Origin of the sequence: Enterococcus sp. DIV1726a (assembly GCF_051710985.1) — a bacterium.
In the GTDB taxonomy this organism is placed as follows: Bacteria; Bacillota; Bacilli; order Lactobacillales; family Enterococcaceae; genus Enterococcus_B; species Enterococcus_B hirae.
Genome location: NZ_JBIOLS010000001.1, coordinates 803,327 through 825,081, shown reverse-complemented (window position 1 = coordinate 825,081; position 21,755 = coordinate 803,327). Strand labels below are relative to the sequence as shown.

Here is a 21,755-nt window from a genome sequence, read left to right as displayed (position 1 = left end):
AATTTTTTTATTAAAAAAAGTCGCCATGCAAAAGTTAGAATGTTATCTGACTTTTGCATGGCGACTGTATTTAGCCGACTATCATAGTTCTATTTCTCAAAGTTTAAGATTTCGTTCCATCCACTTTTCAAGTGTACGAATAAGAACTGTCGACTCTTATTATTCACTATATTTCAGTTTTTAAATAGCTTTTCATACCACTTAATACATCATATTTTGGTAGATAACCAATAGACTGAATCTTAGAAATATCTGCTAATGAATCGTGAATATCTCCTGAACGTTCTGGCTGATATTCTAAAGCTAATTCCGTCTCTAAAATTTGATCAATCGTCTGGATCAATGTTAATAATGTAGTTGCTTTTCCCGTTCCGACATTAAATTGTTGGCCTAAAGCCGATTCTTTGTTAGCTACCAGAAGTAAAGCTTGGATCACATCATCGATATAGACAAAGTCTCTTGATTGGCTACCGTCTCCATATAAAGTAAATGACGTTTTTTCTCCCGCTAATTGTTTTTTATAACGATCAACTAAGATTGAAATCACACCACTGTAAGGTGAATTTGGGTTTTGGTTTGGTCCGTAAACATTGAAGAAACGAACTGCACTTCCTGGAACATCATATAAATGACAGTAATCCAAAACATATTGTTCAGCTGCAAACTTATCGATTGCATAAGGGGTTAATGGACGAATAATGGATTCCTCTTTTTTTGGTAAAGTTGGTTCATCCCCATAAACTGCTGCTGAAGAACTAAATACGATTCGTTTTAAGTTTGGTTGATATTTCCGGATCAATTCTAACAGCATCAGCACACTTTCAAAATTAACTCGATGTGTTTCTACTGGTCGGGCAACCGAATCTGCCACACTAGCAACTGCCGCTAAATGGAAAATATAGTCAAATTGATTGGCACGGATGATTTCTTCCATCAATACTGAATCCGCTACATCACCTTCGATGAACGTGATGTTTCTATCCATCTCAAGATTTTCTACTTTTCCCATTGATAAATCATCAACAACAATCACTACATTTTCTTTACCTAAGTGATTGGCTAAGGTAGAACCGATAAAACCAGCCCCACCGGTAATCAATATTTTTTCCACTATTTTCACTCCAATTATTGATTTACATAAAAGATAAGTTTAGTGTAACACGTTTATTCTGAGAATACTATCTTATATATATGCCCTAAATAGAGCGATCATAGACTAATTGTTCCCTTTCCAATAGTTATCTCCTGTCTAACAAGAAAACCATACCATGCATAAAATATTCTAATAGTAGATAATATTTTTCTTATTTAAACGCTGCTTCTTTGTTATTGCCTTGGCAGAAGTTGGTCAAGGATGTATTTCTCTATCACCTTTTGCAAGAATAAGGGACTGTGACAAGTCTTTTGTCACAGTCCCTCACTGTCTTCTTTATATTAATGATCTTTGACTAAGTATCGCAAATCTTTTAAGTCGCTCAAAAAACCACGATGGACAATCACTAAATAAATGATATATATCACAATATAGGCAACCATACTCATATAAGTGCCATCAAACCAAAGATTACTAAAAATGAATAATAAAGTTAGACAGGTTTCTAAAAACATTTTAGCACCAATTTTAATATTCATATCTCTACACAAGAAAAATTCAGCTAAATTACAACGGAATGCTAAACTAGCAAGTATTAATCCGACAGTTAAGTTTAAATTCCCTATGATGAAAATGACGAATAGAGAAAGAAGTAAGGATAAGGTCAACGTCAAGACGTTTACCATTAGAATCGTTTTTTCTTTACGCAATGTCTTCAAATAGGTATTGATTAATAAGGACATTCTTCCTTCATAGATAACGATTGGAAATAAGATCCCCATGAATCTTAAACTAACTTCATATTCAGGTAGCCACATGCCTAAAACGATTTTTGCTGGAATATAAAAAATCAAAATAGCATACGTCAAAGGAACAAATACACCTCTTAGTGTTTGAAATAAAGAAGAAAGACGATCTCGATTTGTTCTTCTTAAAAGCGGGAACATGACGATCCCCACCGCATTGATAAAGGTCAAAAACATATTAGAGATACTTAAAGTAAAAGATAATTTACCAAAAGTCTGGATTGACCATTGTTGTTGAACAAAGAAACGGATCGTACCCATAATTAACATACTGGCAATACTACTCAACATTAATTTGCTACCAATATTAATGTTATCTAAGATTTCAGGTACTAGTTCTTTTAGACCAATCATTTTAACTTGCAGCATATCTTTTATTCGGGTCATTCCCCAAATTGTAATCACTAATTTTGAAATGATATCCATAATGATCAACCAGTAAAATTCCCGCCCACCAGTGGCAAAATATATACCGATTAAGACAACATATAAATAGCGATCATTTCTTGATAACTGTGCATACTCTTTAATCCTATTTGTTGATTGGAAAATATAGAGAATAAATGTTTTAACGATGGTCACTACAGAAACAACAGCTGTCAAAATCAAGATCAGTGCTTGGTATTCTCCAGGCATAAAGAAGTAAGCCCATAAAATAACGAAAATCGAAACAAAAAATTCAAATATCGCTAAATACCAAAACTGCGATCCTAAAGAACGTTTATCAATGTCTTTGTACTCTTCTCCACCGATTTTCAAGTAAATACCATCAATCCAACCAAAATGTAAGAATCCTACATAAGAAGAATAAAAGACATAGAGTTGCCAATAACTATATTCAGTCACTCCTAATAATTTTGGAACAAATAAATTTAAAAGGACAGAAATACCTAATGTAGCAAAGTTAGCTGCTACGGTATAATATAGATTTTTTGCGACAGCTTTTGCTTTATGGTTCATGCTGATACCTCACTTTCCTGACTTATATTTTATAAGATGATAGATATCAGTACCAAAATAAAATTTACGCTTATAGCGGAAGAAAGAAGCAAGAATTGTTGATAACTGTTCCTTTTCTAATATAGCAATACGCATTTCTAGTTCATCAATCATTGACAAGAGCATTTTTTGTTTCTTCTCAAAATCATCTATATCAGTTAAATTAGCTAAATAGTTATTCGCTGCATGTACACGTTGCAATCTTCGTCTTAACGTATTTAGTCTTTTTTGGTAGGCTGTTACTTTGTTTGCTTGGTCAATTTCTTTTTTAAAAGAGCTTTGACCATGTTTACGCCATTCAATCAACGGTTTTCTTAAGAGAAATAACCCATTGCTTAAAACAGCACTTCCCCACATGGACATATCATGGACTGCATTCTCCATTCTTGAAGCATAAAGCATCACATTCGCAATAAAGCTTTGGCGAATAGCATAGACACAGCCTGGACGTCTTAGGAATAAGTTGTTTTCATTAAAAACCACTCGTTCTTCTGATTGTCCCTCTATTTTTTCTGTATCAACCCGTTTTAACTCTTCGGCTAAACCACCTGGCTCTACTAATTCATGATAATCTGATACTAAAACTTGAACTTGTTGATTCGCAAAAGTACGACTCATTTCTTCAATCTTTTTTTCATGCCAAATATCATCTTGGTCACAAGTAAACACAACATCTTTACTTGCTAAATCCAGCAGTTTAAAAAAGTTTTTTCGCCATCCAACGTTTTCTTCATTAACAATCAATTGCCAGGTAGCCTGTAACTGATTTTCTTCAATGAATTTTCGTACAATATTGACTGTCTGATCAGTTGAGCAATCATCTTTTATGATAACTTCATCAATTTTTTGAGATTGATTTTTCAAAGAATTGAGCTGTTCTATAATATTTTTTTCGCCATTATATGTAGCCATTACAACAGTTGTTTGCAGTTTTTCACGCATTTACTTCACTCCTTCTAAGATATAGTATTAAAGATGCTACTTTGTTGTTTCGTCTTACTTTTTGTAACCATTTCGAGAGGCTATTTTTCGTAAAAGTTATACGGATGGTGTGTCACGCGTTCATTTTCCGGTGGCATTGTCATGTAATCTCCGTAACGCAATGTAAGAAAATCTCCTCTATTTTTGATAGCCATTACTTTGTGTCCTTCAAATTCGACGTCTTCATATTCAGTAAACCATTGCGTTGGAAAAACACCCCAATCAATATGAATCCATTCTAAATAACCACATGTGTCCGTATCTCCAAATCGGATTTTTTTAGCAGCTTCTTGATATTTTTTTTGCCAATAGACATTATCTCCGATTTTCAATAATTTTTTATGATGAGGATAACGCACTACTAATTTTACGACTGCTTTCAAAAAATCAAAGCTTCGAGCATAAGCTAATCCCAAAGTGTCCATTAAGTTTAGACGATAATTCTCTGTTGTCTCTCTTAAAGCTTGACGTTCTGTAGCAGAATCTGGAATGCCGTCAATAGGAAAGATATCAACAAAAACGCCTAAATCAGGTTCTTCCCCACTAAAAAACTGCTTTGTTTTAGCTACAGTTTTTGGGTCAATCACTTTTGCAAATGGATATCTAAAATTTTCTCTTGTTTCAAAGGACAACAACTTGTAATTTGTATCATTTTTTAAGATCAAAAGCAATTCTTCATAATCTGGTCGGGGCATCACGATATCAATATCATCATCCCAAGGGATAAAACCTTGATGGCGTTCAACACCAATCAGACTTCCATAAAATATGGTATATTTTAGGTTGTTTTCACGACAGATTTTATCAATATAAACTAAAATATCAACTGCTTTTTTTTGTACCTCTGCCATTGTTAATTCTCTCATAAGAAGTCTCCTATATCCAATTAAATTTTTTACTAACGAACGGGAATATTTATTTGCCTTTGATCATCAAATTGACCAATAATAGAAAATATCCTTGCATCCTTTGATTCTCTGCAAGGATTTTTCCTATTACCTTAATTATTTTTCCAGTCTGTTCAATTGTTTTTGTTGATCGAAATCATATTGAAGTTTTCCTAAATACAACCAGAAAATAAATGTTGCAGAACGTCTAGTTAGTATAATTTCAGTAATCAATAAACTAGAGACTAAGATGATCAACACAATTTGATTATCTATCAGAAATTCTAGATAATTTTTTTGCTTTGTAGCAAATAGAATCCGCAAAGACTGCCACATTTTTGATAGTAAAAACAGGACAAAAACAATTGTTCCAGAGATACCAGTTGCTGCTAATAGATAGAAAAAGGCACTGTGAGGTGTTTGCCCCGTTTTAGCAATATGAGTCTCTGGGATTTTAGCTTTGGCAATTGCCACAAAACCTTTTGGTGTTGTTCCGAAAATGGGTTCAAGTCGCATCAATTCAGTTGCACTTTTCCATAAAGCAAAACGACTGTTAGAAATATCTTTATTTTCAACAACATCCGGTCTTTCGGTAGTGACCAATTTTTCGTCAGGAATTTTTTTCTCTGAATCTTTTTCAAAAAAGTCAACGACCTTAGGACTTGTGATTTCCACACGGTTTGCTACATTGACGTAACCTGTTTTCATCAATGATACGCCACCAAAAACAACGGCTGAACTAATCGCAGCTAGGACTGTTGCTCCTACTACTTTCAATACTAACGATTGATTTTTTTTCGACTGATAAAATAAGTAAAAGAAGAAAACACCAAAAAAGGCCGCAACTACCAATTGGATCATACCAGATCTTGAACCTGAGAGAGAAATATAGCTAAATTGAACAAACATAACAAAAATAGAAAGAACTTTCACCCATAGCTTTTGATTAAAAATAGCTTTTCTAAGGGCAAAAATAATACAAACCAATGAAATAGTTGTCGCATAGTTTGGATCAACAAAAATCCCATAAAGACGATTTTCAAAAAAACCGATTCGCATGCCATAATACAATGATTTAACTGGCGTAGAAAAACTTACACGAGCAAAAAACAAATAAAGAGAAAATAGGACAAGTACAGACCAAACAACTAAAAGAATCGTTTCAAACACAGTAAATAGTTTTTTATTATTTTCTCTTCCCACTTCAAATACACAAAAGAAAAAGATACATTGCCAAATAATCAGTTTGATGTTTTCCGTGAAAGCATATTCTCGATTCAACAATGTACTGATTGCTAGAATCACTATAAAAACAATTAACCAATATTCAATTTTTATTTTCTTTTTTTCGAGAATCATTGGTAAAAAGTGGCTAAGGAAAATGACTCCTGATAATAACATGATAATCATCGAAAAGATGGAATCGATTTTTGGTGGTAGTGTGGAATAAACACTAACCATCCGACAGATTAAGACAAGCTCAAAAAAAACAATATAGGGCAATGCTATTTTTTGTCCTATACTATGGAATTGCTTTGAAAATTTAGTAAACATTTTATCCTCCATTAGTATAAAAGATCAATCACCGTAACGGTTAATCTTTAGTTTTAGTTATATGTTTCCTTCTAAATTCTACTGGAAACTTATATAAATGTAAGCTAATCATTAAGAGTAATGTAGAAAACTTACGACTCTTGGTAAAAATCTCATTCTCCATAATGAATCGAAAGTTATGTCTTAAATAACTTACGATTTCTTTTGTTTCCGGACGATCCGTTACGTTTGCTACTATAATCTTATCGAGAACTAAAAAGTTAGCAAAACAAACACGTTGATGTGCTGCTTTTTTGATTTCTTGACTTCGGTCTTTGAGCTTTATTTCATTGTTTTCCCAAGCTTCAATAAATTCAAATTGTTTTTCTGAAAAACTTTCTGTATTGATACTTCCAAGACGATGATAATAATAGTACTTTTGTTCAGAATCAATGGCTACTTTGTGGCATTGATTCAATAAATCTACAATAATAAAAGAATCTTCATGATATTTCCCCTCTGGATAGCGGATAGTTGAAAACAGTTCTCGCTTATAGAGTTTGTTCACTGCATGAACAGAGATGATATTTCCTTGTAAAATTAATAATAACGCTTCTTCAGCGGTTACTGTTTTTTTGATTGTGGGTTTGATTATCGGATCTTTTCCCTCGTAGACATCATAAATACCACAGATCGATAAGTCTGCCTCTTCTTTGATGATTGCTTTATATAAAAGTTCATACATATCTTCTGCGATATAGTCGTCACTGTCAACAAAGCCCAAATATTTTCCTTTGGCTACTTCGATTCCCGCGTTTCTTGCACTACTCAATCCACCATTTTGTTTGTGGACGACCCGTACACGAGCATCCTTCTTTGCATAGTCATCACAAATACGTCCACTATTATCAGGTGAACCGTCATCCACTAAAATCAGTTCAAAATCGGAAAAAGTCTGAGCGAGAATGGAATCTACACATTTTTTTAAATATTTTTCAACTTTATAAACAGGTACGATGATACTAATTTCACACATGTATTTCATCCTTAACTAACTGTACTGTATGCTTCAGTGATTCTTCTAGACTAAAGATCGGGAACCAGCCAGTATCTTTAATTTTTTCATTATTTAAAATTGCCGTATTTGCTTTAGAAAAGCCTTGTTGTTCAATTGCATCAGGTAATTCAAAAATGACTTGCTTCCCACTAATTTCAGCAAGTTTTTGAGCAAGCTCTTTTAGATGCAAATCAAAACTGTCATTAGAGATGTTATAAGCTTCTCCATTCTGACCGTGAATAAGGAGATGAAGCATCGCTGAAACAGCATCACCTACATAAATATAGGAAAAATACTGGTTTCCTTCACTCTTTAATACAATATCTTCTTCATGCACTGCATTCAAGATAAATTGAGAAGAAGCCTTAGAGTCAGATAACAGCATCGTTGGGCCAAATGTACGGCATAATCTTGGAATCACAATATCTAATTGATGCTTCGCAATATATGCCTGACAAAGGGACTCACTGACTCTCTTACCTTCCGGATAGCCGGCACGTAAAGTATTGCAATCAATATAACCACAATAATCTTCCGAAAACTTTTCAACGTCTCCACGATTTTCGCCATAGATCTCTACAGTTGAAAGGAAAAGCACTCTTTTCGGTTCTGTTGCTACAGCATGTTTCAATACTTGTTCTGTACCAGCAAGATTCGTCATAATCGTGCCAATTGGATCGGTTGCATAAGCTTTTGGATGGGTATTGCTTGCACCGTGGATGATATAGTCAGCCTTAATAGAAAAAGGCAACGGATCTGTCACGTCTCCTTCGATGATCTCAAAATTTTGATCAGAGATATACGGAGAGAATCGTTCTTCCAATCTTTGACGATTTCTTCCCATTGCATATACTTTAATATTAACCCCTAAATACTGGTTTGCTAACATTAACGTATCGACTAAAAAAGAACCAATCATACCTGAGGCACCAATCATGAGTAAAGATTGACCATCCAAACTTTTTAAATCAGGAGTATGTTCGACTACCTTCAGCAAATCATCTTTATATAGTGGATTATTTATTAAAGACATCCTCTTCACCTAATCTTTCATTTTTAAATATGCTTTGAAAAGCTCTAAATCATCGGTTGTGGTCAATTTGATATTTTTATCAGAACCAGCCGCAAAATACAAGGTTTCACCTAAGTCCACCATCATCGTATTGGTATAAGATGAGTCTGTCATTCCAATATTTTCTTTGACCGCCCGATTATAAGCAGAAAGTAATTTACCATATTGGTATGCTTGTGGAGTTGAAACACGTCGTAACGTATTACGATCCACATATTGTTGTGTCGTTTCTTCGGTTTTCTTAATAAAAATCTGTTCATTATACGGTAATGAAGTCACACCATTTCCATATTCCTTACATTTCACAATCACATCTGATAGGACGAGTTCATCCACCAATGGACGGATCCCGTCATGAATGATAATTGTGTCATCATCCTCTGAATAATCTTTTAAAAATTGTACACCGTTATTGATTGATTCTTGTCCTTTAGATCCGCCAGTAATCACCCATTGGACTTTACTGATATTGAACTCTTTGATATAAGCCCACATGGTTTCTTCCCAACCTGATTTACATACAACAAGAATTCGATCAATCTGTGGATGGTGTTGGAATGACTCCAATGTATAAATAATGATGGGCTTCCCCTCGATATTAATAAATTGTTTTGGTATATCCTGCCCCATTCGTTTGCCAACGCCACCGGCAATAATTATAGCTGTAATCATATGAGATAAATTCCTTTCTTTTATGTGTATTTATACTAAATAGGTATTGAAAACTTGCCTATTATTTCACTATCCGTTCAATAAAAACCATATTTAACCTTTTACATTTTCTCACAACTGCCAATAACTTTCAATGTTTTCCACTGAGCCTCGGTGAAATATAAGTATTATACAAAAAAACAACACATCAAAAGAATGATAGAACATTCGATTGATGTGTTGATTTATTTATTTTTAGTTTACTTTTTGAACATACTTTTTATTTGCAGTCACATAACCATCAGCTGTTTTTAATCGTGGAAGTCCTGATGGGGTATATTCGATTGATTGGATCTCTACGATCGTTCCTTTGCTAATTGCTGCTCCTTTTTGCGTAAAACTGAGATCTTTATAGTAGTAATCATTCATCAACAGTTGAACTCTTTTAGGATTCGTCACAAAATAATTATCATTTGCATTCGCAGCAGCTGTAACATACCCTTTATTAGCTGTAACATATCCCTTATTGGTTTTTAATCGTGGGATTCCACCAGCTGTATACTCGATACCTAAGACATCGATCACCGTACCTTTCGCAATTGCGGTACTTGGTTGTTTAAAGTCTATGTCAGAATAATAGCGATCATCCCTCAACATAACAATTTTTCTTGGATTTTCGATAAAGTAATTATCACTGTCACTCACTAATTGTGTTACATAACCTCTATTTGCTGTCAAATAGCCTTTTGCCGTTTTTAACCGTGGGATTCCACCACTTGTAAATACCACATTTTGCACTTCAATCAATTCATTTTTAGAGACTGCCTCCCCTTTTTGACTGAAATTGACATCATGATAATACGTATCATTTGTCTTCATGACCACATATCCTGGATTACTATAATAATAGTTTGAGATATTATCTGGCACTTCTTGCACATACTCTTTATTAGCCGTCAAATAGCCATCGGGCGTAAGCAATCGCGGTACTTGACCTTCACGGTATACGACACCTGTAACAGATACAAGCGACCCTTTCGTCACTGCTTTTCCTTTATGGAGAAAGTCTGTGTCTCGATAGTAAGTATCATTGGCTTTCATGACGATTCGAACAGGGTTTTTCGTATAGTAATTATCAATTGATGCTACAGTTGCGATCACGTAATCTCTATTTGCTGTATAAAAGCCTTTATTTGTTTTTAATCGAGGTATTCCACTCTTTGTTTTTTCAATTCCCGTTACTTTGATGACCGTACCAGCTGAGACTGATTCTCCTGGTTTTGTAAACTCGACATCTTGGTAAAAACGATCATTTGTCTGAGCAATGACTTGTCCTGGATTTGTCATATAGTACATATCAGAGATATCACGATACTGTTCGACCAAATTTTTATTCGCAGTCAAATAGCCATTTTTTGTTTTTAATCGGAAAATACCAGAGTCCGTGTAAGCTAAGCTTTCTACTTCCACCACTGTACCTTTCGTGACTTTATTCAAACGCTGGGTAAAAGCTGTATCTGCATAAAAATAATCATCGGTCTTCAAACGGACTTTTTTAGGATTCGTTGTAAAATAAGAATCAATATTGCTTTGAGCCGCTACAACATATGATTTATTTGCTGTTAAATAACCGTGATCTGTAAATAAGCGTGGAATCCCACTAGCGGTTGTTTGAATACTTTTCACAGTAACTAAAGTATTTTCTTTAACAGTCATTCCAGGACTGGTAAAATTCACATCATTGTAAAAACAATCATCCTTCTTGACGATGACTCTTCCAGGATTTGTCGTATAATATTTATTTAGGTCAGGTCCGGTTCCTGTATTTGGTGTTCCAAAAAAAGAACTGTAAATCATCGACATGTCAAAAGGACGAGATTGATAATTTGCCAAACCTGGGAAAAACATTTGAGACGACCACTGCCAAGCACCATAATCATTGTTCCACTGCATCGATTGTGTTGGTGTATAAGGATATTGTGCGACCCATATACGTTCTTTATTAAAGGGAGCAGGATTGATGTACCCACTATCTAGCCAACCTCTACTAAGATATAGTGCAGCATTAGAATACCCAAGATTTTTTAGTTGTTGATTGAAAGCCAAAGCATTTTTTTGTGTATCACGTCCTTCGGAAATCAAGTTGGGGTCTTCTGCATCATCAAACATGATCGTATTTTTGGGCAAACCTAATTTTGACGCTGCTTGTGCAAAATATTTTGCCTCTGCCTGAGCTGTTTGAACAGATGTATACACGCTGTAATGATAAGCAGACACACTAAGCCCCGCAGCTTTAGCATTGTTGATTTGGCTTTGCGCATACGGGTTAGTATATGATGTTCCTTCGGTGAGCTTGACGGTTACTCCCGTTACCCCGTAACTTTTAATTTTTTGATACTCAGCAACAGAGATTGTCCCATTCCAACTAGCGACATCAATGAAGTCTTTTCTTGGTAAATTGGGATTATCTGCATATACATTATCAGGATACATCATTCTCGACATAATCCCATACTGATTTCCAGACGGTTGCATGGCATAAGTACCTTTTTTATGATTTGTCCCTCTTTTCCCGAGTTCAGCATCTTCTCTTGGATCAACTTGATTGGCATCTGTCTGGTCCTGGGTAGAATCACTCGTAGAATTGGCGGTCTCGGAACCCGAAGTGCTGGTACTTTCTTGAGTGGGGATTGTCGAGCTGCTGGTCATACTGGATTCTGTCGAAGAAGTCTCAGCCGTAGATGTTTCCGTAGTTGTCGAACTATCCGATTGTTTTGTATCGTTAGTTGTGGTAAGTGTTGCTGAATCAGACGAGTCGTTCATTTGCTTTTCTTCAGTTCCCACTTTATTCATAGCCTTCTGTTCTTGACTAGATTGAGAAGTTTTAGCTATATTTTCAATTGCATAAGTATTGGAAATAGAGCTATTTAATAATAATGTACATAAAAGTACACCAGAAAAAATCCGTTTCATCTCTTTTCTCCTTCATACTGTATCGTTTACTTTGTAAGCTTTTTTAGTATCAACAAGAACAGCTTCATGATGAGGCTGTTGTTCTTCTTCAGGGGGCAATTGCATGTAGTCACCAAAGACCTGTTTCAAATAGCGGTCATACCCAACAGGAATTGGCATTTTTGTCTCTTCAAAGGGAACAACAATCGCTGATTTAAAATCTTCCAAATGGTAAATATTTCCCATATATTTAGGTCCGACACATAATTCTGTGACATAAGGTGTCGATCCGAATGAGTACTTACTCATTTGTTTTTCTGCAAAACGCCAAATCTTATAGCGGATTTTGGGCGAAGAGAACGTACTTAAAAGCACCTTGCTACCTGTTGCCATCATTCCCCCATGTTTTTCGGGCACAACCTGAGAACAAAACAATGCATAAACGAGCGCCCACATTTTTTGGATTTTTCGTTGCGCACTTTTTTCAGGCGCACCGTCCAAAGGAAAAATATCAATCGGTATACCATGAGGAATAGCCATTCCTTCTTGATACGTTTTGACAAATGTGGTATTTGCATCTCGAATGGTCATAAATGAATTATGATCATTGTAATTCTCAGAAGCAACCAATAGCGGATAGCGTTCAACATCAGCATATTTTGGCCATAGTTCTTTTATTTTTTCATAATCTTGTCTAGGCATAAAAAAATCCAAGTCATCATCCCAAGGAATAAAACCTTGATGACGGATAGAGCCAATACAGCCACCGCCACAAAAATAACAAAGTAGGTCGTGTTTATTACAAAAATCGACAAAATATTGAGCGATTTCTAACACTACCTGCTGGACATTTCTTAATTCAGGATCATTACTATACATACTTACAGCTCCCTCTATTTTTATTTTATCATAACTATTTTTTTATCCGAAATAGAATCTGTCTAAATTTGCAAAAAAAGAGTGTGGGTCAAAAGGAAAACCTAAAGACCCAAACTCGAATAAATAGTGTGTTAGAAGAAACTTTTATCCTAACACTTTTATAAATGTGAGAATAAAGCCATGACAGCTGTCACTGCTTTTTTATTTCGATTGAAAAGCAAATGATATCACCCTGCTATTCCGGTCGCTTATTTAATACACTCGTTTTAGTGTTGCCATCAATCCTGGCATCTTTATTTCAACAAAACTTCCGATGCGTACAGCAGTTAAAAAGAATGAACAAGGCAGGTTATACAATTGCTTCGTTACTTTTTTTACTGTAGAGTCGGTGCAAGCAATTTTTTTCGCCTCAACAATAGTTGGATCCGTTAATATTCGCTTTGCTTCAGCTTTTTTTTCTTTTGCTGTCCGTGTCGAAGTGCCATAGATAGAAAAGATGACCGACGTCGTTCCTTTTAAATGGAGAGCTGCCATTCCTGGCTTATCGACTTCATTCGTCACTTCATTTGCTAATTGGTAGAACTCTTTGAAGGTACTAAATTTATTGGGACGGTACTGATTCGTGATTCCTTTGCCACCTTCAAATTCATAGATATAAGAAATTTTCGGGTTCATCAGGACATTTTGACAATATTTATAATAATGCAAATTAAAAATACGGTCTTCACAGCTATTGTATCCTTTAAAAAGAAGCTGATTCTGTTTTAAAATATCCCTTCGATAACATTTATTCCAAACTACATACATCAACTGATCGTTCATTAATCGATACATGTCTTTTATAAAACTATCATGACTTTGATAATGATGCTCCGTCACTAAATTTTCTTTTTCTGAAATAATCTGTTCTCCGTCCATCGTTCGAAAGATAAACGAACTAACGATCAAATCGGTGTCTGGATGTTTAGCTAAAAGCTTGTCATAATCAGATAAAACTTCTTTTTTCGGCGTATCATCCGCATCAAAAAATAAGATGTAAGTTCCTTGGGCTTGCATAATCCCTTCATTTCTAGCTAAACCAGGCCCTTGATTAGCCGTTGTGATCAGTCGAAATTTAGGGTCGTTCTCAATAAGTCTCGTAATGATTGCTTCCGTTTGATCTGTCGAACCATCATTGATTAACAAAACTTCATAATCAGTAAAATCAAATTCTTTTAAAGATGCGATCGTACGAGCAATCGTGCTTTCAGCATTATAAATGGGTATGACGATACTAAATTTTGGGTTACTCATTTTTCACTACCTCTCAACTAGCGAAAGATTTTCTCTTTTGGAAAAGCAATCTCTGCCAATGAATGAACATTCTCATCTTCTTCCAAGCCTTGAGAAGACATCTTATCAAAAAGAATTTTAATGGTTTGTAATAATATTTTTAAATCGAGCAATAAAGAATATTTCTTGATGTAAAGTAAATCAAACCGTAATTTACTGTTGTAATCTGATACGTATTTCCCATAAACTTGCGCATAACCCGTTATCCCAGCACGTACATTGTGTCTCAAATAGTAATAAGGATTTTCCGCATTGAATTGATCAACAAAGAAAGGACGTTCTGGTCGAGGACCAACGATCGACATGTCTCCCTTTAATACATTAAAGATTTGTGGTAATTCATCAAAACGAACTGCTCGGATAAATTTACCCACTGGAGTGACACGAGCATCGTTGCTCTTAGCCAAAACAGGTCCTGATTTGGCTTCTGCAGTCGCAGTCATCGAGCGAAATTTATAGATTGAAAATTCTTTTTGATTTTTAGTGATCCGAATTTGTTTATAAATAACCGGACCCGGTGAAGTAACTTTTACTAAAATAGCAGTTAATAACATGAAAGGTGAGGCTATGATCAGTAAAATCAACGAAACGATAATATCAAACAACCGCTTGAATAATTCATATTCTGGTGGAATTCTGAATCCTGAAGCTTCAATAATACTTTCATCTTCAAAGTTCATGATGTTTGGATTGATCATCGTTAAGTTTTCAAATGTCGTATTGAGAAATAATTTCTTCTCATTTTTTGTCACTAGTTGATAGATTTTTACTTTTTCTGCTTCTTCAATATGTGAAGCCAGATAGACGATATCCATTTGATCAATCATTTTTTTCACATTTTCATAGTAGTGATCGATGACAACCGCTTCTACTTTATGCTTATTATTTTTTTTAGAACTGAAATTTTGTATGGCCGGTGCCACATCTTTTTCTGATCCAACGATCACGACTTTCTTATCACGACTGACTTTCAAGTACAACTTATAAATTAATATTCTGTAAAGACTCAATAAAATGGTCGCTAGCACAAATGACAGTAAAATTACGCCTCGTGGGAAAGCAAACCAGCGTCCAGCAAAGGTGACGACCATGATCCCCAATGTCATTAAGACTTGACCAATAACCGTGACAAACACGATATCGCTGACCGTTCGATTATAAAAAACATATACGCCCAATAAGATATTCAAGGCAATAAATATAACAGAAATAAAGATTGCTGAATGTTGAAAAGTTTCAAAATTCCGCATGGGTATTTCCCCATGAAATTTCAGTAAGAAACTGCTATATATGGCTACATTGTACATCAAAACATCCATTAAAATAATGAATATTCGTCTTGCAGCACTCCATTCCCCATTTTTATTCATATATACACTCCTAATCACAAAATAATGCACCTATTATCTTACCATAGCAGGGTTTAAAAGCCTAGTGAATAAACAAATTGTAACAGAATTACAAAAAACTACTGCTCTACAATTATAACGCTTGCTTTTAATATCTCATTTTACGAAAAAAAAACTACCATGCTTTCTTAACTGATTGCATGATAGTTTCTATTTTCATTTCTTAATTAATCTGGTCTTAATGAAAAATCTCCAATTCCTTCTTTTGTCAGATTATCGTTATAAAAAGGATCATGGTTGATATATCCTGGCCATTTCACTTGCATTTTCTTTATCTCACCTGCAAAACGTTTTTGCTTCTCAGGCGTATCTTCATAGCCTCTTGATTTTGATTCAAAATGATAAAGTTCAACTTGATGGGCATAAACGTTATATCGACCTAGCTCATAAATTTTCAGGCATAAATCCACATCATTGAAAGCGACTGCTAATGTTTCATCAAAGCCATGGACCGCATGAAAATCACTGGCTTTGACCATCATACAGGCAGCTGTTACCGCTAAGTAATTGACATCGATGACTAACCGACCAAAGTAACCACAGTGTGTTTGGTCATAGTTGTTCAACGCATGACCAGCAACGCCACCAATACCAACTAACACACCAGCATGTTGTGTCGTATCATCTGGGTAGTAAAGTTTGGCACCGACACAGCCAATTCGATCAAATTGCGCATAGGCAACCATATTGGTCATCCACTCAGGCTCAATAACTTCCGTATCATTGTTTAAGAACAATAAATATTTGCCACTTGCTTTTTCTGCCGCTAGATTGTTGATCCTAGAATAATTGAAAGGTATATCGATCAATTCCACTATAAAACGTTCATTTAGTCGTTGCTGGTATTCCTTAAATAGTTCCTGCATCTTAGAATCGGTACTACCGTTATCAGCAACAATGATCTCATAGTTGGAATAGGTTGTTTTGTCAATAATTGAGTCGATACATAATTTTAAGTCATCATATCCGTTTTTAGTGGGAATAATGACACTAACTAAGTCTTCTTGCAGCACTTCATAATTGACCTCGTAGAAGCCAGAGATTCGTCCAGGACGAACTTTTCCTTTAATTCCTCTACGATCGAGTGCATCAGTCAATGCCTTGACTCCAGAATCATAAATATAGCTCTTCGCTTCACCATTGCTGGCAGTAGATCCCGGAATCGTGCGCCAGTGATACAGTACTTTATCAATGTGATAAATGTGATCAGCTGGGATCTGCTCAGTTATTCGTAGTACCAAGTCATAATCTTGAGAACCTTCATATCCTTTTCTAAATCCACCGATTCCTTTAACTAAGCTGGTACGATAAACCCCTAAATGTGAAATATAATTATTGCCCATTAAAGTATCTGGTGACCAATCCGCTTTAAAATGAGGATCAAAACGCTGACCTTCTGCATCGATCTTATCTTCATCGCTATAAATGACATCAAGTTCAGGACGCTGATTCAAGACGCTTGCGACTTCAAACAACGCATAAGGCGGTAGTTCATCATCATTATCTAACAACGCTATGAACTCTCCTGTTGCCATTTCCAAAGCAGAGTTGGTCGCTAGACTGATATGCCCATTTTTTTCTCTAAAAACGACTTTGATTCGTTGATCTTTAGCTTGATACTTTTCTAAACATTTTCTGATTTTAGGATCAGTTGATGCATCATCACTGATACATAGTTCCCAGTGATCATACGTTTGTTTTAAAACAGAATCAATACATTTTTCCAGCCATTTGATTTCGACATTGTAGACTGGCATAAGTACTGAGATTAAGGGACGATATTCAAATCCTTTAGCATCTTGACGTTGCTTTTGGAGATCAAACTGTTCATGACGTTTGATCCATTCGGTGTAATCAACAGAAGCGGGTTTCATTTCAAATTTGACACGTCGGATCGCTTTTTTCACTCCGTGTGTCCGTGCATAATTGAATCCTTTTTGAAGCAATCTTTTTTTCTTTTCCCAGTTTGTTTCAAGGCCATCGTCATATGGATAACGACCATTCAATTTCACCGCAATCCCATTTTGATGGGATTTTGTTTGGAAATCTAAAATCGCTTTACCTTTCATTCTTCCAGATAATCGGATGTTGAAACCACTTGGTGTTTTCACATCCAGATTGTATAAATGATTGATATCCAAACGAACAACATTGGTGACTTCGGCAGATACTTTGTCCTTATCGACTTTAATGATCGGAATTTCTTTCGTCACCTCATCGACCGCCCAGCCAACAATCAATAAATCCCCAGTTGCTCTTTCACGAGTAATTCGGTCTATAAATACAGCAATCTCTTTTTTTTGCACGAGCTTTTGTTCTCCTTTATTAAAAATAAGTTCGTTCTTATATCTCGATAAACCAGGATTCGCCATTTTCAGCAACAGCTTCAATTAAAAAAGATTTTTCTCGTTCACATCTTATTTGCAATTCAAAACCAGCTTTTGTTCCCGCTGGCAATTGTTCCGCCTCATTTACTTCTGGCCGTTCAAACTGCAAGGCTTGAAAAAATGGTGCTTGGTTCACAGATAACTTATAGGATAACGGCTGACGTTGTGCGTTAGAAATTCCCCAACCATTGATTGTCAAAATTTTCGTTTCTGGATCCCAATGCTTGCTATCCACGCATAGAGAAATCGCCTTTGCTTGAATTTTCTTTGCTGTTTCTTTCGATCGAAGCTTGCGGTTTCTTGGTTTAATCGCGAATTCTTCCTCAGTTATCAGTTTACAATAACGGTCAGTCGTCATCTGTAATTCGTTATCTAATTTTTCATTTGTCAATCGCACTTGTTCATTTTCTTTTTTCAGCGAAGTGATTTGTGCCATTAGACGTTGCTCGATCTGCGCTAAAGGTTTGACTGCCTCAAGTAGTTCTTTCATGGTTTGTGTCAATTCCCCGATAAACCGATAATGACAATGGATCGTCAATTCTTGACCTGCGACATCAAATAGAGTAAATTGTGGCGTTACTTCACCATCAAATAAATAGCAATCATTTTGTGTTTTGATTACTGCATTAGATTGGATGAAATCAATTTTGTTCCCCGCCAACTCCCCGCTAAATTCGATAAAACTTGGTTGATCAGCAAATTTAAAAATGACCGATTCGACATTCCCGGCAATTGGAAAAGTCAATGTTTGGTTTTCTCCCGTATAATTGTTGAAAGGATATTTTTGGGAGACTTCTTTGTTTGCAGTCTTTTGGATCACTTCCACCATTCGAACATAATTCGAATTTTGTGGTTGTGAGATGTGACTATTCTCAGTGTGTTTTTTCAAAGAAAAGAAGTATTGATAAACTTCTCCGAAAGGTCGCATTTTGAACTCATAGCGAACTGCTTCGGGTAATTCTTCATAAGTTGAATTTAATTCTGTGTCTCCGACAGCTAAGTAAAGGTAATCCTCAATATTAATAGATAAACCAGCTTTTTCAAACACTTTTTTAAAACCTTCGTGTGTGTAAAAAGAATTATGTGTTTCATCTAATAAGCCATAAGAAGCCCATGGTAACTCATTGTTGAATAAATGGATCAGCACAGAATTATGGACTAAATTCGGAAATGTGATTAAAATTTCTCCATCTTCATTGAGAAATTCTCTCACTTTTTTTAATGTTTCAGCTGGGTTCACTAAATGTTCTAAAACATCGGCAAAAAGGATATAATCAAAGGTTTGCCCTGCATAATAGTTTGCCCACTCAAAACTTTCAATATCTCCATAAAAACCATCTTGTGAAAATTCACTGACAAAATCGAATAATTCTTTATCTAATTCGACGATACTTACTTGACAATTTTTGGCTCCGATTAAATGTTTGGTCAATCGGCCGTTTCCCGGTCCAAATTCCAAGACTTTGCTGCCTGGTTTAATTTGGGCAGCAATTTTCCCTACACTACTTTGTTCATCTAAGTCCATTTCAAAATCATACTTCATCGGCTAGATAACCTTCTTCCCATTTATGGTCTAAGACCACGATTCCTTCCCCAATATATGAACCATTAACAAATAAGTTCATATATTTTGTTTTGTAAACTAAAGGTACGGTGGCATTTTCTTCAAAAATTGCCACATCAAAATAATATTCACCAGCTAGCAGGCCTAGTTTTTCATATTCTAAATAGAAAACATTTTTGCCTTTTTTCCAAGGGATTTTGATGCCGTCCAACAGTGTATTTAAACCACAAACGTAAAAATTATCGACGGTCCGTAAGGCAATCCCTAAAACAGGATTCTTGATCGAATCATCTTTTACTTCATAGGTTACTTTGACATACAGTGTTTCGCCTTGATCAAGCACGTCAACAGGATTTTTTTCTTTATCCAATAATTCCGCACTCAGTACATCAACGATGTCAGGCGCTGCAAAACGTTCCATTTGATTTTTATTTCGATCAACTGTTTTGACTGATTTTTTCTTTAAAAAGTTTTCATAGTTTGTTGTGACATCCATGGTATCCCCATATTCAACTACTTCACCATTTTTTAGCCAATAGGATCGATCACAAAAACGGCGGATCGAACTGATGTCATGGGAGACGAATAAGATCGTTTTACCTGAGTTCTTGATTTCAGTAAATTTCTCCATACATTTCAACTGGAACTCAAGGTCCCCTACAGCTAAAGCCTCATCGACAATCAAGATATCTGGATTGACATTAATAGCTACCGCAAAGGCTAAACGAACAAACATCCCACTGGAATATGTTTTTACTGGTTGGTAAATATGTTCGCCGATATCAGCAAATTCAATGATGTCTCCGACCATTCCATCGATTTCTTCACGAGAAAAACCTAACACCATGCCATTCAAATAAATATTGTCATAGCCAGAATATTCGGGGTTGAACCCAGAACCTAGTTCTAATAGTGCAGATATTTTTCCTTCAATCTCCATTGTTCCAGATGTGGGCGTCAAAACGCCAGTAATGATTTTGAGCATGGTAGATTTTCCTGAACCATTTTCTCCGACAAAGCCGATCATTTCCCCTTTTTTAATTTCCACATTGATATTTTTCAACGCATAAAAAACGTCATGGTAAGATTTTTTAAAGGGATTCAATGCTTCACGAAAACGGTCAGATGGTTTTGCGTACATATTATAAGATTTTGTAATGTTTTTTAATTTAATCGCATATTCAGTCATATTCATACTCCTTACAGCACATCTGAAAAATGTGGTTTCAATCTACGGAACACAGCAGATCCAATAACGAAGATAGCTAGCGTAAATACCCAGAAATAGAGAGTATACATTCCGTGTTCCCAGAACCAAGCTTGTCCTAAGAAAGACTCACGATATCCTTGCACGACATAATAAAGTGGGTTTAGTTTTAAGATTTGAACGATCACTGGATTGAACTGACTTGGACTCCAAAGGATTGGCAATGTCCACATAACCAACTGTAGGACAATCGTGATCAATTGCATGATGTCTGGTAGAAATGGTTGAATCGATGCTGTCAACCATGTTAAGCCGGTTAAAAAAGCACACATACAGAATAAATAATAAATCAGTTGGAGCGTCATCCAAGTTGGATAGATTCCATGTCCAATAACCACCACTAAACCAACGAAAATAAAGAAAAGATGTGCATATAGATTCGATAAAATTTTCGTAGTTGGTAAAATGCGGATATTAAATACAACTTTTTTTACTAAATAAGTGTATTCTCTGAAAACTAACGTCGTTGATGTAAACGCGTCAGAAAAAAAGAACCATGGGATCATTCCCGTAATCAAATAAACAATAAAAGGATATTTTCCATCTGTCATCGCTGCCTTTAATCCAAAACCAAAGACCAACCAATAAATCAATACGGTAAAGACAGGATTAATGAATGCCCATAAAATTCCCAAAAAAGAGCCCGCATAGCGAGACTTAAAGTCATTCACTGAAAACTGAAGCAAGAGCTTTCTATTCTGGTAGATATCCTTCATAAATAAAAACAGATCTTTAAACATTTGTGTTCCTCCAAGCAAATTCTGTTAATTACAGTCATGTGCCATTTTACCACACTTTTACTCACGGACTGTGATATTCTTAGTTTCTTAATTTTCTATTAAGCAACTTTACGCTAACATTTTTATTTTACATAAGAAATAATTTA

Annotated in this window: 16 protein-coding genes; all 16 read right to left on the bottom strand. The window is 35.4% G+C overall.

Features of this window, described 5'->3' with window-relative positions; genetic code table 11:
- Positions 1–166: 166 nt before the first annotated feature.
- Entirely contained in the window at positions 167–1,111 is a 945-nt protein-coding gene (locus tag IGJ27_RS03790) for an NAD-dependent epimerase/dehydratase family protein (protein WP_010719724.1), read from the bottom strand.
- Positions 1,112–1,434: 323 nt separating this feature from the next.
- Positions 1,435–2,859 carry a lipopolysaccharide biosynthesis protein gene (locus IGJ27_RS03785; protein ID WP_010738167.1) on the bottom strand — a complete coding sequence of 475 codons (1,425 nt, stop codon included), beginning with the start codon at positions 2,857–2,859 and terminating at the stop codon, positions 1,435–1,437.
- Positions 2,860–2,868: 9 nt separating this feature from the next.
- Entirely contained in the window at positions 2,869–3,840 is a 972-nt protein-coding gene (locus tag IGJ27_RS03780) for a glycosyltransferase (RefSeq protein ID WP_010719726.1), read from the bottom strand.
- 80 nt (positions 3,841–3,920) lie between these two features.
- On the bottom strand, positions 3,921–4,745 hold the full coding sequence (locus tag IGJ27_RS03775; RefSeq protein WP_034698873.1) for a LicD family protein: 825 nt from the start codon (positions 4,743–4,745) through the stop codon (positions 3,921–3,923).
- Positions 4,746–4,883: 138 nt separating this feature from the next.
- Positions 4,884–6,320, bottom strand: coding sequence for an O-antigen ligase family protein (locus IGJ27_RS03770; protein ID WP_178306101.1), 1,437 nt, complete (start codon positions 6,318–6,320; stop codon positions 4,884–4,886).
- Between the two features lie 40 nt (positions 6,321–6,360).
- A complete protein-coding gene (locus IGJ27_RS03765) occupies positions 6,361–7,335 on the bottom strand; it encodes a glycosyltransferase family 2 protein (RefSeq protein WP_010719729.1) in 975 nt (324 codons plus the stop codon).
- Positions 7,328–8,389: an NAD-dependent epimerase/dehydratase family protein gene (locus IGJ27_RS03760; RefSeq protein WP_010738171.1), complete on the bottom strand. Its 1,062-nt coding sequence runs from the start codon at positions 8,387–8,389 to the stop codon at positions 7,328–7,330. Before IGJ27_RS03760 ends, IGJ27_RS03765 begins: the two co-directional genes overlap by 8 nt.
- Before the next feature lie 9 nt (positions 8,390–8,398).
- A complete protein-coding gene (locus tag IGJ27_RS03755; RefSeq protein ID WP_010719731.1) occupies positions 8,399–9,100 on the bottom strand; it encodes an IspD/TarI family cytidylyltransferase in 702 nt (233 codons plus the stop codon).
- A gap of 234 nt (positions 9,101–9,334) precedes the next feature.
- Positions 9,335–12,052: a DUF5776 domain-containing protein gene (locus tag IGJ27_RS03750; RefSeq protein ID WP_178306102.1), complete on the bottom strand. Its 2,718-nt coding sequence runs from the start codon at positions 12,050–12,052 to the stop codon at positions 9,335–9,337.
- Positions 12,053–12,064: 12 nt separating this feature from the next.
- A complete protein-coding gene (locus tag IGJ27_RS03745; RefSeq protein WP_010719733.1) occupies positions 12,065–12,910 on the bottom strand; it encodes a LicD family protein in 846 nt (281 codons plus the stop codon).
- Between the two features lie 252 nt (positions 12,911–13,162).
- Complete coding sequence (locus IGJ27_RS03740) at positions 13,163–14,203, bottom strand: glycosyltransferase family 2 protein (protein WP_161651853.1); 1,041 nt, start codon at positions 14,201–14,203, stop codon at positions 13,163–13,165.
- Positions 14,204–14,220: 17 nt separating this feature from the next.
- Positions 14,221–15,612 carry a sugar transferase gene (locus IGJ27_RS03735; RefSeq protein ID WP_010738174.1) on the bottom strand — a complete coding sequence of 464 codons (1,392 nt, stop codon included), beginning with the start codon at positions 15,610–15,612 and terminating at the stop codon, positions 14,221–14,223.
- Positions 15,613–15,818: 206 nt separating this feature from the next.
- Positions 15,819–17,957, bottom strand: coding sequence for a glycosyltransferase family 2 protein (locus IGJ27_RS03730; RefSeq protein ID WP_178306103.1), 2,139 nt, complete (start codon positions 17,955–17,957; stop codon positions 15,819–15,821).
- Positions 17,958–17,994: 37 nt separating this feature from the next.
- Entirely contained in the window at positions 17,995–19,581 is a 1,587-nt protein-coding gene (locus IGJ27_RS03725; RefSeq protein ID WP_178306104.1) for a class I SAM-dependent methyltransferase, read from the bottom strand.
- Positions 19,571–20,791, bottom strand: a complete 1,221-nt coding sequence (locus IGJ27_RS03720; protein WP_010719738.1) for an ABC transporter ATP-binding protein — start codon at positions 20,789–20,791, stop codon at positions 19,571–19,573. The genes IGJ27_RS03725 and IGJ27_RS03720 overlap by 11 nt, the downstream gene beginning before the upstream one ends.
- 11 nt (positions 20,792–20,802) lie before the next feature.
- Positions 20,803–21,609: an ABC transporter permease gene (locus IGJ27_RS03715; protein WP_010719739.1), complete on the bottom strand. Its 807-nt coding sequence runs from the start codon at positions 21,607–21,609 to the stop codon at positions 20,803–20,805.
- Positions 21,610–21,755 lie beyond the last annotated feature (146 nt).

Coding starts and splice junctions, on each gene's coding strand:
- IGJ27_RS03750 (WP_178306102.1), bottom strand. CDS start 12,052: ATGAAACGGATTTTTTCTGGTGTACTTTTATGTACATTATTATTAAAT.
- IGJ27_RS03745 (WP_010719733.1), bottom strand. CDS start 12,910: ATGTATAGTAATGATCCTGAATTAAGAAATGTCCAGCAGGTAGTGTTA.
- IGJ27_RS03770 (WP_178306101.1), bottom strand. CDS start 6,320: ATGTTTACTAAATTTTCAAAGCAATTCCATAGTATAGGACAAAAAATA.
- IGJ27_RS03720 (WP_010719738.1), bottom strand. CDS start 20,791: ATGACTGAATATGCGATTAAATTAAAAAACATTACAAAATCTTATAAT.
- IGJ27_RS03715 (WP_010719739.1), bottom strand. CDS start 21,609: ATGTTTAAAGATCTGTTTTTATTTATGAAGGATATCTACCAGAATAGA.
- IGJ27_RS03775 (WP_034698873.1), bottom strand. CDS start 4,745: ATGAGAGAATTAACAATGGCAGAGGTACAAAAAAAAGCAGTTGATATT.
- IGJ27_RS03785 (WP_010738167.1), bottom strand. CDS start 2,859: ATGAACCATAAAGCAAAAGCTGTCGCAAAAAATCTATATTATACCGTA.
- IGJ27_RS03725 (WP_178306104.1), bottom strand. CDS start 19,581: ATGAAGTATGATTTTGAAATGGACTTAGATGAACAAAGTAGTGTAGGG.
- IGJ27_RS03760 (WP_010738171.1), bottom strand. CDS start 8,389: ATGTCTTTAATAAATAATCCACTATATAAAGATGATTTGCTGAAGGTA.
- IGJ27_RS03780 (WP_010719726.1), bottom strand. CDS start 3,840: ATGCGTGAAAAACTGCAAACAACTGTTGTAATGGCTACATATAATGGC.
- IGJ27_RS03735 (WP_010738174.1), bottom strand. CDS start 15,612: ATGAATAAAAATGGGGAATGGAGTGCTGCAAGACGAATATTCATTATT.
- IGJ27_RS03765 (WP_010719729.1), bottom strand. CDS start 7,335: ATGTGTGAAATTAGTATCATCGTACCTGTTTATAAAGTTGAAAAATAT.
- IGJ27_RS03755 (WP_010719731.1), bottom strand. CDS start 9,100: ATGATTACAGCTATAATTATTGCCGGTGGCGTTGGCAAACGAATGGGG.
- IGJ27_RS03740 (WP_161651853.1), bottom strand. CDS start 14,203: ATGAGTAACCCAAAATTTAGTATCGTCATACCCATTTATAATGCTGAA.